12 protein-coding genes are annotated in these 15,116 nt (G+C 29.7%); 4 read left to right on the top strand and 8 right to left on the bottom strand.

What is annotated here, in order from left to right; all coding sequences use genetic code 11:
• Positions 1-25 precede the first annotated feature (25 nt).
• Both PG913_RS12385 and PG913_RS12380 read left to right on the top strand, forming a co-directional pair.
• On the top strand, positions 26-1,075 hold the full coding sequence (locus tag PG913_RS12385) for a ferredoxin--NADP reductase (protein ID WP_271230985.1): 1,050 nt from the start codon (positions 26-28) through the stop codon (positions 1,073-1,075).
• 19 nt (positions 1,076-1,094) lie between these two features.
• Positions 1,095-1,787: a LysE family translocator gene (locus tag PG913_RS12380; protein WP_271230984.1), complete on the top strand. Its 693-nt coding sequence runs from the start codon at positions 1,095-1,097 to the stop codon at positions 1,785-1,787.
• Here the strand turns inward: PG913_RS12380 and mgtE are convergent.
• The 6 genes from mgtE to PG913_RS12350 form a co-directional block, all read right to left on the bottom strand.
• Entirely contained in the window at positions 1,774-3,123 is a 1,350-nt protein-coding gene (gene mgtE, locus PG913_RS12375; protein WP_271230983.1) for a magnesium transporter, read from the bottom strand. The genes PG913_RS12380 and mgtE overlap by 14 nt on opposite strands.
• Positions 3,113-3,916: a 16S rRNA (adenine(1518)-N(6)/adenine(1519)-N(6))-dimethyltransferase RsmA gene (rsmA, locus tag PG913_RS12370; protein ID WP_271230982.1), complete on the bottom strand. Its 804-nt coding sequence runs from the start codon at positions 3,914-3,916 to the stop codon at positions 3,113-3,115. The genes mgtE and rsmA overlap by 11 nt, the downstream gene beginning before the upstream one ends.
• 79 nt (positions 3,917-3,995) lie before the next feature.
• Complete coding sequence (locus PG913_RS12365) at positions 3,996-4,325, bottom strand: DUF4286 family protein (RefSeq protein ID WP_271230981.1); 330 nt, start codon at positions 4,323-4,325, stop codon at positions 3,996-3,998.
• Positions 4,326-4,340: 15 nt separating this feature from the next.
• Positions 4,341-6,116, bottom strand: a complete 1,776-nt coding sequence (locus PG913_RS12360; RefSeq protein WP_271230980.1) for a tetratricopeptide repeat protein — start codon at positions 6,114-6,116, stop codon at positions 4,341-4,343.
• Between the two features lie 281 nt (positions 6,117-6,397).
• Positions 6,398-7,672, bottom strand: coding sequence for a serine--tRNA ligase (serS, locus tag PG913_RS12355; protein ID WP_271230979.1), 1,275 nt, complete (start codon positions 7,670-7,672; stop codon positions 6,398-6,400).
• A gap of 131 nt (positions 7,673-7,803) precedes the next feature.
• Entirely contained in the window at positions 7,804-8,736 is a 933-nt protein-coding gene (locus PG913_RS12350) for a bifunctional riboflavin kinase/FAD synthetase (RefSeq protein WP_271230978.1), read from the bottom strand.
• Positions 8,737-8,935: 199 nt separating this feature from the next.
• On the opposite strand from PG913_RS12350, the gene PG913_RS12345 reads away from it, so the two are divergent.
• Together PG913_RS12345 and PG913_RS12340 are read left to right on the top strand one after the other, a co-directional pair.
• Positions 8,936-11,644, top strand: coding sequence for a TonB-dependent receptor (locus PG913_RS12345; protein ID WP_271230977.1), 2,709 nt, complete (start codon positions 8,936-8,938; stop codon positions 11,642-11,644).
• Between the two features lie 12 nt (positions 11,645-11,656).
• Positions 11,657-13,141, top strand: coding sequence for an SGNH/GDSL hydrolase family protein (locus tag PG913_RS12340; RefSeq protein ID WP_271230976.1), 1,485 nt, complete (start codon positions 11,657-11,659; stop codon positions 13,139-13,141).
• Between the two features lie 55 nt (positions 13,142-13,196).
• Here PG913_RS12340 and PG913_RS12335 read toward each other — a convergent pair whose 3' ends face one another.
• Both PG913_RS12335 and PG913_RS12330 read right to left on the bottom strand, forming a co-directional pair.
• The gene (locus PG913_RS12335; protein WP_271230975.1) at positions 13,197-13,433 is read right to left on the bottom strand and encodes a hypothetical protein; all 237 of its coding nucleotides are present in this window, start codon (positions 13,431-13,433) and stop codon (positions 13,197-13,199) included.
• Between the two features lie 86 nt (positions 13,434-13,519).
• Entirely contained in the window at positions 13,520-15,061 is a 1,542-nt protein-coding gene (locus tag PG913_RS12330; RefSeq protein ID WP_271230974.1) for a glycine--tRNA ligase, read from the bottom strand.
• Positions 15,062-15,116 lie beyond the last annotated feature (55 nt).

Raw genomic sequence — 15,116 nt, 5'->3', positions numbered from 1 at the left:
ATTTTTGTAGATCTAAACTGAATAGATGTCTACATTTCATAAATTAAATATTGAAAAGATAATAAAAGAAACTGCAGATGCTGTTTCTATATTATTTACCGTTCCTGCTGAATTAAAAGAAGCATATACTTTTATCGCAGGACAATATATTACTATTAAAGCAACTTTAAATGGTCAAGAAGTTCGAAGAGCTTATTCTATATGTGCTTCACCAAAAAGTAACCAAATAAAAGTAGCTGTTAAAGCTGTTGAAAAAGGAATATTTTCAACCTATGCAACGACTAAATTAAAAGAAAATACAACTTTAGAAGTTTCAGAACCAGAAGGAAAGTTTATTCTTGAGCCAAAAGCGGATAAAAATTATATCGCATTTGCCGCAGGAAGTGGAATTACACCTGTTTTATCAATGATAAAAACGGTTTTAGATACTGAAGCATCATCAACTTTTACGTTAGTTTTTGGTAATAAAAAAGCTGAAACCACTATTTTTTATGATGAATTAAATGCTTTATCTGAAGCATATCCATCACAATTTAACTTGCACTATATATTTAGTAAAGAAGTTAGAAACGATAGTAAATTAGGTAGAATAGATAAAAATAATGTGAATCATTTTGTAAAAGATATTCATAAAGATATTTCTTTTGATGCAACTTATATTTGTGGTCCTGAAGAAATGATTAATTTGGTGTCAGAAACTTTACAAGAAAGCGGATTTGATAAAGAAACAATCCATTTTGAGTTATTTACAGCAAGTGCATCAGCAACCGAAATTCCTGTAACTTATCCTGATGGAAAATCAGAAATCACTATTTTATTAGATGATGAAGAAAGTACTTTTTCAATGGAAAAAACAGATACCATTTTAGCAGCTTCTTTACGTAATAAATTAGATGCTCCTTATTCTTGTCAAGGAGGAGTTTGTAGTAGTTGTATTGCAAAAGTTACTGAAGGAAAAGCTGTAATGTCTAAAAATTCTATTTTATCTGATGATGAATTAGAAGATGGGTTTATTTTAACCTGTGTGGCACATCCTTGTACACCAAAAGTAGTTATCGATTTTGATGATGTTTAGAGAAAACGATATATAAAAAATGGATTTTTATAATTTTAAAAATGCTTTTATAATAGGTTTTATCATGTCTTTTATGATAGGACCTGTTTTTTTTATGCTTATTAAAACAAGTATATTAAAAGGTGCTCGTGCTGCAATTTCTTTTGATATAGGCGTTATTTTAGGTGATATTACTTTTATGCTAATTGCTTATTTTGGAAGTAGAAGTTTATTAGAAAAAATTAAAGATGACCCTCGTTTATTTCTGGTTGGTGGGCTTATTTTGATTATATATGGTTTTATCACTTTTTTTGATAAAAGCAATAAAAAAGAAGGAGAAATTACTGAAGTTCAAATTTCAGCAACTAATAATTACGGAAAACTAATGTTAAAAGGTTTTGCGTTAAATTTTATAAATGTTGGTGTTTTGGCGACTTGGCTAGGTGTTGTTATAGTTGTAGGACCCACATTAAATATGGATCCGACTGCTATATTCTGGTATTTTACTACCATACTTTTTGGCTATGCTCTAACAGATTTAGGTAAAATATTATTAGCAAAACAATTAAAAAGTAAACTAACGCCTTTAGTTATTTATCGAATAAAAAAAGGAATGGGTGTTTTATTGATTATTTTCGGAACGCTAATTATGTTAAAAAGTTTTATCCCTAAAGATGAAATTGATAACTTATTAGATAAAATTACGCCAGAAAAAACAATTAAAAACCAATAATCATTTTAGCGATTCCAAAGTAAATAAGGATTCCAAAAATATCATTACTAGTGGTAATAAATGGTCCTGTAGCAATTGCAGGATCAATACCTCTTTTATCTAAAAATAAAGGAATAAAAGTTCCTATTAAACCCGCTACAATTATCACCACAAAAAGAGATATAGAAATAGCCGTTGCTACTTTTATATCTTGTTCTGTAATAAAGATAAAAAAGAAAAGTAAAATAGCCAATGCTAATCCATTTACCATTGCTAAAGAAATTTCTTTTAATAGTCTATTACCAATACTTCCTTTTACATCATCATTCGCTAAACCTTGCACTATAATTGCTGAAGATTGTACTCCAACATTACCAGCCATTGCCGCTATTAAAGGTGTAAACATAAATAAAATGGCATTGTCAACCATTGCATCTTCAAAAAATCCCATAATACTTGCAGCACCAACCCCACCAAGTAATCCTAAGAAAAGCCAAGGTAAACGTGCTCGTGTTAATTCCCAAATAGTATCATCAGCTTCTACATCTTGTGTAATACCTGCGGCTAATTGATAATCTTTATCAGCTTCTTCTTTAATTACATCAACAATATCATCAATGGTAATTCTACCAACTAAAACGCCTAATTCATCAACAACAGGTATTGCTTCTAAATCATATTTTCGCATGATATTGGCAACATCTTCTGCTTCATCTGTAACGTTTACAAAATCTACTTTTGGTATGTACACTTCGGCAATAGTAGCCTTTGTAGAAGCCATTAATAAGTCTTTTAAAGATAAACGACCTTTTAACTTACCACTATCATCAATTACATATATTGAGTGTACACGAGTAACTTCTTCTGCTTGAACTCGCATTTCTTTTTCACAGCGAGAAATTGTCCAGTTTTCATTAACCTTAACAAGCTCTTTAGCCATTAAACCACCTGCAGAATTTTCAGAATAACGTAATAACTCTACAATTTCTTTTGCATGTTCTTCGTCTTCAATTTCTTGCATTACCGCTTTTTTCCTTTTATCAGAAAGTTCGGAAATTACATCGGCAGCATCATCGGTATCAAGTTCATCAATTTCTTCCGCAATTTCTTTAGCGGTTAATTGTTCTAGTATTTTTTCACGAACATCATCATCAACATCCATCAGTACTTCTGATGTTGTTTCACTATCTAATAAACGGATAATATAAACAGCTTCTTCAAAGGGTAATTCGTCTAATATTTCAGCAATATCAGCATGGTGAATTTCTTTAAAAAGTTGATTAAGAGCAGCGTTATTTTTACTTTCAATATACTGCGCTACGTTACTAAGAAGGTCTTGGGTAATTTCAAATGCCATCTTTTGCTATTTTATCGGTCAATTCTATAAATCGTTGTACTGATAATTGTTCGGGACGCATTGTAAATATAGGATCCTCTTTTAAAGCATCAGAAATATTGAATGATTTTAAACTAGAACGTAACATTTTTCTTCGTTGATTAAAAGCTGTTTTTACTACTCTAAAAAATAATTTTTCATCAACAGGTAAGCTATAATCTTCTTTTCTGGTTAATCTGATAACACCAGAATCTACTTTTGGTGGCGGATTAAAAACAGTAGGAGGTACGGTAAATAAGTATTCTACATCGTAGAAAGCTTGTGTTAACACCGACATAATTCCATAGACTTTACTTCCCTCTTTTTCAGCGATTCTTTTAGCTACTTCTTTTTGAAACATTCCTGCAAATTCAGGAACAAAATCTCTATATTCAATAGCTTTAAAAACAATTTGTGTAGAAATATTATACGGAAAATTACCAATAATAGCTACTTGTTTTTCTTTAAAAAAATCTTTTAAATTTTTCTTTAAAAAATCACCTTCGATTATTTCAAATTTTTTGGCAGTAGTATCTAATTTAATATGTTCTAACGGAAAAGTATCTTTTAAATAGGCAACAGAATCATAATCGATTTCCATTACGGTAGTTTTAGTTTCTCTTTCTAATAAATATTTAGTTAAAACGCCCATTCCAGGACCAATTTCTAATACATTATCGTAGCCTTTTCCAATTAATGCATCGGCTATTTTTTTAGCGATATCTTCATCGGTTAAAAAATGTTGTCCTAAATGTTTTTTTGCTCTTACAGTCATGTTATTAATTAAGATAAAAAAGGGTTAGAAATAAGCTTTAAAAAGATAGCTTATATTTCATAAATCAGATTACAGTATTTTAGTTATTTATTACTGTAGGAAAAAATTCATTAATAACTTTTAATTCGGTACGAAAAGCTAACATTTTATCGCCAAATTTCTTAAAACTAGCTGCACGAAGTTCATCAGCATGATTGTCATAATATGCATCTAAATCTTCACGTGTTTTAGCGGTATATTGAACAGAATAAGTTGCTCCTCCCATTTCTTCTTCAACTAAAACAGCGGTTAATTTTGCACTTAAAAAATTACCTGTAGCCAAAACATTAGGAATATGATCTTTAATCCAAACTAGCCATTCTTGGTGTACGCTTTCGTCAATATTTATTGTAACATTATATATATACATATCTATTTTTCTTAATTATAATTGGTCTCCTCTTAGTTGTCTAAACTTCTTACGAGCATCAATTAAATAGATGCTAGAAGCGTGGTCAAAAATAATCTTTTGATAGTATTCTTTCGCCTTTTCAGGGTTATTTAATTTCGTGTTATATAATTCTGCCATTTGATAATAAACATCATCCACATAAATTCCTTTTTTATCCAAAGTAACTATTTTGTTGTAATTTAAAATAGCATCCTCATATTTTTGCTGTTTGATAAAAAGACTCGCTTGTTTAAACAAAGCTTCATCTTCAATAGGTTGTCCTTTATATTTTATTATTACAGTTTTCAAAAACGTAATAGCTTCTTTATCTTTATTTTGAAAAGCTAATAAATCGGCTTTTGCATATTCTTTTAAACCTGTAGAAATACTGTCTTTAGGTTCATTATCTGAAATTGTTAAAAATAAATTTGCCGCATCATTGGCAATTAATTGTGTTGCTGAACCTTTTAGAATTTTTAATTGTGCTTTTGCCCATTTAAAATCATTTTTAAAATAAGATGTTTGCGCTACTTTAAAACGTGCTTCTTGTCCTAAAAAATGATTTTTAAACTGATTTTGTACTTGTGAAAAGTAGATTAAAGCTTTATTAAAGTTACCCGTATAAACTAAAACTTCACCAAGTTGTAATTTAACTTCTGCTTTTTTAAATTTCGAATTAGAAAAAGTCATAGCTTTTTCTAAAATTTTAACTGCTTTTTCAGGATTGTTTTCTGTAAAAGTTAGATAATTTGCATAAGCTACTTGAATTTCAAAAGTGTTTTTATTGATGCCATATTCTTCAAAAATAGCTTCAAATTTTTCAGAAACATCTGGTTGTTTTGTTTTGATAGCTATTTTTAAATTATTATTAATAGCATTAATTTTATCTGTAGGGTAATTTGTTTTTTCAATGATTAAATCGAAACATTCTTTGGCAGTTTCATAGTCATTATTTTCTAATGCAATTTTACCTAATTGATTTATTTTACTTAAATGATCAGGGTTTCTGGCTAACAATGCTTTTTCTTGAATAAGTGCTTTTTGATACTGTTTTTGTTTTACAAATAGCCAAGCAAGTAAATCATTCCAAATGTTTTTAGGATTGCTTACTGATTTTCGTAACAATGCTTTTTTGAATAAAATGTTGTTTTCATTTTCAGGATTATCTGTAATATATTTACTTGTGTAGCGTTTTACGTTGTTTAGATGTTTTTCATTTTTATCAACTAAACTAACATAAGACGTAAACATTTTAGAGAAATCACCTTTTTCACCATGAATTTGTGCTAATTGAAATCCGTAATTTGCTTTCGGATTATTAGCCATTGTTTTTTCGTAGGCTTCAATTGCAAAATCTAATTTATTATAATCTTTAAAAAGTCGTGCGATATTGCTTCCGTAGTTTCCTTTTTTATCTAGTGATTTCAGCGCAATTTGATACTGTTTATTTGCTTCAATATCTTTTTGTTGGCGTTCAAAATTATATCCTTTGATGATATTTAAAAATACTAAAGTTGGTTTTTTTTTGATTTCTTTTGATAAAAGAGCATCAGCAACCAAAAACTGATTAGTTTCTTGATAACAGGTTACTAATCTTTTTAAATAAGTAGTATTGTAAGGACTTTTATCGTGTAATTTTTTATAAAATTGGATAGCTTTTTCATATTCATTATTTCTGAAATAATTTTCAGCTACAATATATTCATTTTGTTGAGCGTAACAAAATAAACTAAAAATCAGTAAATTAAATAGAATAACGGCTTTTTTCATCAATCAAAAATACAGAACAAAATTGTTGTAATTATGATTTGTGTTTGAAAATTTACTATTTTTTTGTATAAAACTTTCAAAATAGTACAAATGCCTAGCCCCGATTGAAGCAATTGTTTGAGCTCTTTTTTATTTTTCTTTTCGAAAAAATAAAAAAAGCGAGTGCGGAAAGCGGGAAATTGCTTCAAAAAAATATTATAAAATAAAAGCACTTAAAAACCCCAAGTTTTCAACAAAGAAACTTGGGGTTTATTATTTTATAAAAGTATATTTTTTAATGATTAATCAATCATATCAAAACCACAATAAGGAACTAACGCATCAGGAATTTTAATTCCGTCAGCAGTTTGATAATTCTCTAAAATACCAGCTAAAACTCTAGGTAAAGCTAAAGAACTTCCGTTTAAAGTATGCACTAATTGACTTTTTCCGTCTTTATTTTTAAAACGTAATTTCAAACGATTTGCTTGATAAGTTTCAAAATTTGAAGCCGAACTAATTTCTAACCAACGCTCTTGAGCAGTTGAATATAATTCGAAATCGAAAGTTAAAGCCGATGTAAAACCAGTATCGCCACCGCATAAACGTAAAATACGATACGGTAATTTTAAATCGCGTAAAATATCTTTAATATGTTCAACCATTTCGCTTAAAACATGGTACGAATTATCAGGATGTTCGATACGAACAATTTCTACTTTATCAAACTGATGTAAACGATTTAATCCACGAACGTGTGCGCCATAACTACCAGCTTCTCTACGGAAACAAGGCGTATAACCTGTATATTTAATTGGTAAATCGGTTTCTTTTAGTAAATCATTTCTGTGGATATTTGTAATTGGCACTTCACCAGTTGGAATTAAATATAAATCATCGATTGTTGAATGATACATTTGTCCTTCTTTATCTGGTAATTGCCCTGTTGCAATTCCTGAAGCTTCGTTAACCAAATGAGGAACTTGAACCTCTTTGTAACCTGCATCTGTGTTTTTATCTAAAAAATAATTGATTAAAGCACGTTGTAAACGAGCACCTTTTCCTTTATAAACAGGAAAACCAGCACCAGTAATTTTTGTTCCTAATTCAAAATCGATAATATCATATTTTTTAGCTAATTCCCAGTGAGGTAAAGCGTTTTCGCCTAAATCAGGAATAATTCCTTCGCTAAAAATTTTCTCATTATCTTCTTCACTTTTTCCTGCTTTTACAGAAGCGTGAGGAATATTAGGAATTTGATATAATAATTCTTGTAATTTATCAGAAACAGTATTAAAAGCTTCTGTAAATTGCTTTGAATCTTCTTTTAATTGTCCTGTTTTTTCTTTTAATAAGTTGGCTTTTTGAATTTCACCTGATTTAAAAAAACCTCCAATTTCTTTGGATATTTTGTTAGATTCAGCTAATATATTATCTAAAGAAACTTGCGTAGCTCTACGAGTTTCATCAGCAGTTAATACTTCTTCAATAATTGCTTCAGCATTGGCAAAATTACGTTTTGCTAATCCATCTAAAACAGTTTGTTTGTTGTCTCTAATAAACTGAACCTGTAACATCTTTTAAATTTTTTTAAGAACTGCTAAGATATAAGAAGCAGTACACTTAAACAACGATGTGTAGGTTCTTAAATAAGATTTTAACAATTTATTTTTTATCAAAAAGAATTAAGACAGCAATATTTTATTGATTAGTTGTTGTTTTCTAGATAATTTACTGTGTTTTCTTTATCTTTTTTAAGTTGGATAACTAATTTATCTATTGAATTAAATTTTTGTTCATCTCTTAAAAAATACAGTAATTGTATGGTGATTTTTTTATCGTATAAATTGGTGTTAAAATCAAAGAAATGCGTTTCAATACTTTGTTCTTTTCCGTTGATAGTTGGTCTGTTACCAATATTCATCATTCCAAAAACAGTATTGTTATCAATAACCGATTTTACAACATAAACACCTGTTTTAGGAATCAATTTATAATCTTCATTAATTTCAATATTAGCGGTAGGAAAGCCAATTTTTCCACCTAATTTTTTTCCATGAACAACAGTTCCTGTTAACGAAAAATTATAACCTAAATAATCATTTGCAGTTTTTAAATGTCCGATATCAAGCGCTTTTCTAATTTTTGTAGAACTTACTGAAACTTCATCAATATCTTGAGCAGGAATTTCTTCAACAGTAAAATCATATAAATGAGAATATTCTGTTAATTGTTTAATATTTCCTTCTCTATTTTTACCAAAATGATGATCGTAACCAATAATTAATTTAGAAGTATTAAATTGATTTACTAAAATTGTACGTACAAAATCTAAGGCAGTTAATTTTGAAAATTCTTTGCTAAAAGGATGGATTATTAAATAATCTAAACCTAATTTTTCAAGATATGCAGCACGTTCATCTATTGTATTTATCAGTTTTATAGACACATCTTTTAGCAACACCATTCTAGGATGTGGAAAAAAAGTTAATAAAACTGATTTTTTATTCGCTGTTTTTGCTTGATCAATTAACTCTTTAATAATTTTCTGATGTCCAATGTGTACACCATCAAAAGTACCAATAGTAACTATTGTTTGTTGAGTCGGTTTAAAATTAAAAATAGAGTTAATAACTTTCAATATAAAAAAAATTTCAGCAAAAATACAATTTGTAAAAGATGTTAAATAATGTTTGTTAAAAAACTTTATTTTGATGAAATAAAACGAGGTACAATAGTATTGTAATTAGATGTTATTTAAAATAAAAACAAAAAATAAACTTACAGCAGACAAAAAAAAAGTGTATTTTGCAATACAGTTAATAAAATATTTATAGATTATGATGAAAAAACTATTACTTATTGCATTTGTACTATTTGGTACTGCAACGATGGTTGCTCAGACAACCATAACAGGTAGCGTTAATGATGCATCTCTTGGTGGTGTAATACCAGGAGCAAACATTAAGGTTTTAAGAAAAGCAGTAGGTACAGCGACTGACTTTGACGGAAAATTTATAATGAAAGTTACAGACACTCCTCCTTTTACAATACAGATTTCTTCTGTAGGATATCATTCAAAAAATGTTGAAATAACAAAAAATAATCAAATCATTGAAGTTAGTTTAACTGAAAATGCGACTTCTTTAGATGAAGTTGTAGTTTCAGCATCACGAACTCCAGAGCGTGTTATGGAATCTCCCGTAACAATTGAACGTTTTGATTCAAGAGCGATTAAAAACACCGCTTCTGCATCGTATTATGAAGGATTAGAAAACTTAAAAGGAGTAGATATTAATTCGGGTGGTTTAACTTTTAAAACAGTAAATACACGTGGTTTTGCAAGTTTTGGAAACGAACGTTTTGTTCAGTTAGTTGACGGAATGGATAATGCATCACCAGCCTTAAACTTTGCTATTGGAAACTTATTAGGGATGTCTGAAATAGATGTAAAAAGCGTTGAAATTTTACCAGGAGCAGCATCAGCTTTATATGGAGCAAATGCATTTAATGGTATTATGTTAATGCGTAGTAAAAGTCCTTTTGAAGATCAGGGAATTAGTGTTGGTTTAAAAAGTGGTTTTACAAGTCAAGATGCTGCAGGAACCAATTCTTATTCTGATGCAACCATTAGAATGGCACATGTTTTTGATGATAAATTTGCCGCTAAAGTTAGTTTTTCTTACTTAAAAGGAGAAGAATGGCATGCTACCGATTATCGAAATACAACAGGTATTGGAGGAACTTACATTCCTGGAATGAGTCATGCTGATGATCCTAATTATGATGGAGTAAATACTTATGGAGATGAAGTTTCTGTTAATTTAGGAGGAGCAATAGGAAATGTTAGTAGAACAGGTTATACAGACCAAGAATTAATGTCTAACGAAGCAAAAAGTGTTAAATTTAATGGTGCGATACATTACCGTCCGTTAGGTAATGATAGAGTTGAAATTATTTGGAATTCTAAATATGGTTCTGGTAATACTATTTATCAAGGACAGAATCGTTATAATTTAGCAAACTTTTTTATGGAACAACATAAACTAGAGGTTAGAGGAAAAAATTTCTTTGTAAGAGGATATTATGCAAGTGAAAATGCTGGGGATTCTTATGATACTCGTTTTGCAGGAATTAATATAAATAGCAAATGGAAATCAAATGCAGATTGGTTTGGACAATATGCAAATGCTTATTTAGGTGCAGTACCTAATGTTTCAGCTTCAAATCATGCAGCAGCTAGAATTTATGCTGACAGAGGTAGAGCTGTACCAGGAACACCTAAATTCACAAAATTATTTAATGAAGTAACTACTGATCCTGATTTATTAGAAGGATCTAAATTTAGAGATAATACAAGTTATTATCATTCAGATGCTAATTTAAACTTACGTGATTATATCGATTGGGCTGAAGTACAAGTAGGAGGTTCTTACAGACAATATAAATTAAATTCTTTCGGAACAATTTATACTGATGCTAACGCACCAATTAAATATGGTGAATACGGTGTTTATGCACAGCTTCAAAAGAAAATGATGGATGATCGTTTAAAGTTTACAGGGTCTATCCGTTATGATAAATCTGATAATTTTGATGGTAATTTTACACCAAGATTATCTTTAGCTTATGCCGCAGGAGAAACTAAAAATCATAATTTTAGAGCCTCTTTTCAAACAGGTTTTCGTAATCCAACAACACAAGATCAATACATCGGTTTAGAAACAGGTGCAGGGTATATTTTAGGTACAGCCTCAGATAATGCGAATCGTTTTTCTAAAGAAGTAAAAACACCAACACAAACATTTACTTTAACAGGTAATGATGTATTTACAAGAGGATATTCTGCAAGTTCAATCAGAAATGGAAATCCGACTTTAGTTAAAACAGCATTGGTAAAACCAGAACAAGTAAAGTCTTTTGAAGTTGGATATCGCTCGGCACTTCCTTTAGGAGAAAATAAATTAACTGTTGATTTTAGTACATATTATAATATGTACACTAATTTTATCTCAAGTAAAGATGTTGTTGTTTTTATTGACCCGACTACTCCAGTAAACGTAACTAATTTAACAAGTAGAGATTTAATAAAAACTTTTAGTGTAAAAACAAACTCTTCAACAGATGTAGATTCTTACGGAGTTGGTTTAGGATTAAGTACTAAAATTTTAAAAGGATATAATGTAGGTTTAAATTATACATGGTCTAAATTTGATTTTGATCAAGCATCTGACCCTGATTTTGAAGCAGGTTTTAATACACCAGAACATAAAGTAAAAGCACAGTTTGGTAATCCAAATGTGTTTAAAAATTTCGGATTTAATGTAAGTGCTCGTTGGCAAACAGAATATCTTTGGCAATCGACTTTCTTAGAAGGAATGATTGAAGAAAGAACTGTTTTTGACGCACAAGTTAATTATGCTGTTCCTTCAATTAAATCTGTATTTAAATTAGGAGGATCTAATTTATCAGGAAAAGAATATTTAAGTGCTCCAGGTGTTGGAAGCATTGGTTCTCAGTATTATTTATCTTGGACAATCAATAACTAAAAAAAAATAAAAATGAAAAATACATTAAAATATACATTTTTATCTGCACTATTTTTAGGTTTTGTAGCCTGTGATGTAGATAATACATTACCTGAAATTAATGGAAATACTCAAAATACAATAGCTTTAAAAGCTGGTAGTGTAGATTTCTCTAAATATGTATCGATTGGAGCTTCATTTACAGCTGGTTATGCTGATGGTGCTTTGTTTAAAGAAGGTCAAGTAAATTCTTTTCCTAATACTTTAGCTTCTAAATTTGCTATGATTGGTGGAGGTGATTTTAATCAACCTTTAATGAATGATAATATTGGAGGTATGGTAAGTGGAGGAGTTGTTAAATTGAATCCAAGATTCTATTTTAATGGTTCAGGACCAACACCTTTACAAGAAATACCTACAACTATAATTGGCGTACCTGCAACAGGTGCTAGTTTTAATAATTTTGGTATTCCTGGAGCTAAAAGTTTTCATTTTATTGCCCCAGATTATGGAAATGTTGCTGGTTTAATGACAGACCCAATGACAGCAAATCCATATTTTGTAAGAATGAGTTCAACTGAATCTACATTAATAGGAGAGGCAGTATCAAAAAAACCAACATTTTTTACTTTATCAGAATTTGGAGGAAATGATGTTTTAGGATATGCAACATCTGGTGGAGATGGAACAGATCCAATTACGCCACTTGCAACATTTGATTTCGCTTTAGGAAAAGTAGAAGAAGCATTAAAGGCAACAGGAGCTAAAGGAGTTGTAGCTAATTTACCATATATTACTTCTTTACCACATTTTACAACAGTACCTTATAATCCAGTTCCTTTAGATGAAGCAACAGCAGATGCTTTAAATCAAGGTTATGCAGCTTATAACGGAGGTATTCAAGCAGCTCTTGCAGCCTTAAAAACTACAGGGTTATTTACTGAAGAAGAAGTATTAAAAAGAACAATTAACTTTACAGTTGGTAAAGGAAATGCAATGGTAGTTATCGATGAATCTTTAACCGATTTAGGAGCTATTAATCCAGCATTTGCAGCTTTACCTAAATATAGACAAGCTACAGCTGATGATTTATTTGTATTACCATTATCGTCTTTAATTCCTAAAGGTTATGGTACTCAAATACCATTAGAAGATAAATGGGTGTTAACACCACAAGAGCAAACTGAAATTAAAACTGCTGTAGATGCATTTAATATAAAATTAAAATCAGTAGCCGATACAAATGGCTATGCTTTAGTCGATTTTAATGGTATTTTACAAAAAGCTGCTACTACTGGTTTACAATTTGATAATTATTATATGACTACAAGTTTAGTAACAGGTGGTTTAGTTAGTTTAGATGGAGTTCATTTAACAAGTAGAGGTTATGCTTTAATGGCAAATGAAATGTTAAAATCGATTGATGAAACTTACGGTTCTAACTTTTCAAAAGCTATGAATGGTTTAGCTAAAGCAGATGATTATCCTACAAATTATGCTCCTACTTTAGTAAAATAACAACACAATATTTATATGTTAAAAAAAGGCTTCATTTTACTAATGAAGCTTTTTTTTATTCTTTACTATTATCAATCCACTCTTTTATTTTGTTATCATTAATAATGTATTTTTTATACTTGTTATCTCTATATCGATAATAAATAAATGTAGGCATTAATACAAAAGACATGTATAAAACACCAAATCCCATTACAATTTTTCCATTAGGATGCTCAGTATTTAAAAGATAAGCTCCTGTAAGCATCCATAGTAAAAAGATGATAAATAATATTTTTAATGCAGTTTTCATTATTTTTATTTTAATAGTACAAAAGTAAAAAATCCTACCATAGTAAATACTGGTAGGATTTTTATTATTTAAATATTGTTAAGTAATTACATTTTCTGTAACCAATTTTTTACATCTACTTCTTGTTTTATAATATCTCTTAATTCAGAAATAGGAACACGTTTTTGTTCCATTGTATCTCTATGACGAATTGTAACAGCATTATCATTTAAAGTATCATGATCAACAGTAATACAAAATGGTGTACCATTTGCATCCTGACGACGGTAACGACGACCTACAGCATCTTTTTCATCATAAGCTACGTTAAAGTCCCACTTTAAATCTTCCATAATTTTACGAGCAACTTCTGGTAAACCATCTTTTTTAACTAATGGTAAAATAGCAGCTTTTACTGGTGCTAAAATAGCAGGTAGTTTTAAAACAGTTCTTGAAGTTCCGTTTTCTAAAGCTTCTTCTTGTAAAGAATTTGAAAAAACAGCTAAAAACATTCTATCTAATCCGATTGATGTTTCTACTACACAAGGTGTATAATTTTTGTTTTCTTCATGATCAAAATATTGTAATTTCTTTCCTGAAAACTCTTCGTGTGCTTTTAAATCGAAATCTGTACGAGAATGAATTCCTTCTAATTCTTTAAATCCGAAAGGAAATTTAAACTCAATATCAGCGGCAGCATCAGCATAATGAGCTAATTTTTCATGATCGTGAAAACGATAGTTTTCAGCGCCCATACCTAATGATAAATGCCAGTTTAAACGGGTTTCTTTCCATTTATTGTACCATTCTTTTTGAGTTCCTGGTTTTACAAAAAATTGTAATTCCATTTGTTCAAATTCACGCATTCTAAAAATAAATTGACGAGCAACAATTTCGTTACGAAACGCTTTACCAGTTTGAGCAATTCCAAAAGGAATTTTCATTCTCCCTGTTTTTTGTACATTTAAAAAGTTTACAAAAATACCTTGGGCAGTTTCAGGACGTAAATATAAATCCATTGCAGACTCTGCAGAAGCACCTAATTTAGTACCAAACATCAAGTTAAATTGTTTAACATCCGTCCAATTTTTAGAACCTGTTAAAGGATCAGCAATTTCTAATTCTTCAATTAATAATTTTACATCTGCTAAATCTTCATTTTCTAAAGATTTTCCTAAACGAGATAAAATGGTATTAATTTTTTCTTGATACCCTAAAACACGTCCATTTGTAGCTACAAATTCGGCTTTATTAAAAGTTTCTCCAAAGCGTTTTTCGGCTTTTTTAACTTCTTTTTCAATTTTAGTTTCAATTTTAGCACAATAATCTTCTACTAAAACATCTGCTCTATATCGTTTTTTAGAATCTTTATTATCGATTAAAGGATCGGTAAAAGCATCTACATGTCCTGAAGCTTTCCAAGTACTTGGATGCATTAAAATTGCAGCATCGATACCTACAATATTTTCGTGCATTTGCACCATTGCTTTCCACCAATAATCTCTAATGTTTTTCTTTAACTCAACTCCGTTTTGAGCATAGTCGTAAACCGCACTTAAACCGTCATAAATTTCAGAAGATTGAAATACATAACCATATTCTTTTGCGTGTGATATTACTTTTTTAAAGTGATCTTCTTGTTTTGCCATATTGCAAAAATAAAATAAGGATTTAAACTAATACTATTCTAAAACGAAAAAGTGA

Origin of the sequence: Tenacibaculum pacificus (assembly GCF_027941775.1) — a bacterium.
Taxonomy (GTDB): domain Bacteria; phylum Bacteroidota; class Bacteroidia; order Flavobacteriales; family Flavobacteriaceae; genus Polaribacter; species Polaribacter pacificus_A.
The sequence above is the reverse complement of the archived record's forward strand: the minus strand, read 5'-3'. Positions and strand labels throughout refer to the sequence as shown.